The 420-nt window shown below is 40.2% G+C and carries 1 pseudogene; it reads left to right on the top strand.

From position 1 onward, the window contains the following. A pseudogene (locus tag J7R07_RS08045) lies at positions 1 to 420 on the top strand (hypothetical protein); the annotation flags it as partial.

Raw genomic sequence — 420 nt, 5'->3', positions numbered from 1 at the left:
TTGGTGTGCATCGTGTAATTTCTGGTGTTGGTGAGGGAAAGAACAATGATGATGCTGTTAATAAAGGCCAACTAGATAAAAGTTTGAAGGATCTTTCCAACAATCTTCAATCTGAAGATTCAGCAGTTGTTCTTTACGATAAAACAGAAGGTGAAAATAGCACTACGGATTATACGAGTGTTACTTTTGGCAAAGGCAAAGATCGTGCTCCTGTAGGTCTTCATAATGTTGGGAATGGTCAGATTAATGAGAGTTCACATGATGCGATCAATGGTTCTCAGCTTTATTTATTGGGTAATGGTTTAGCGCGGTCTTTAGGAGGTGGAGCTCAGTATGAGAATGGCGAATGGAAAGCCCCAAAGTTTAAGGTTCATGTAGTCAAGGAAGATGGCAGTGCAGTTGAAGAGACAAGCTATGATA

This window comes from Bartonella phoceensis, from assembly GCF_902825145.1.
GTDB classification, from domain to species: Bacteria; Pseudomonadota; Alphaproteobacteria; order Rhizobiales; family Rhizobiaceae; genus Bartonella; species Bartonella phoceensis.
The sequence above is the reverse complement of the archived record's forward strand: the minus strand, read 5'-3'. Positions and strand labels throughout refer to the sequence as shown.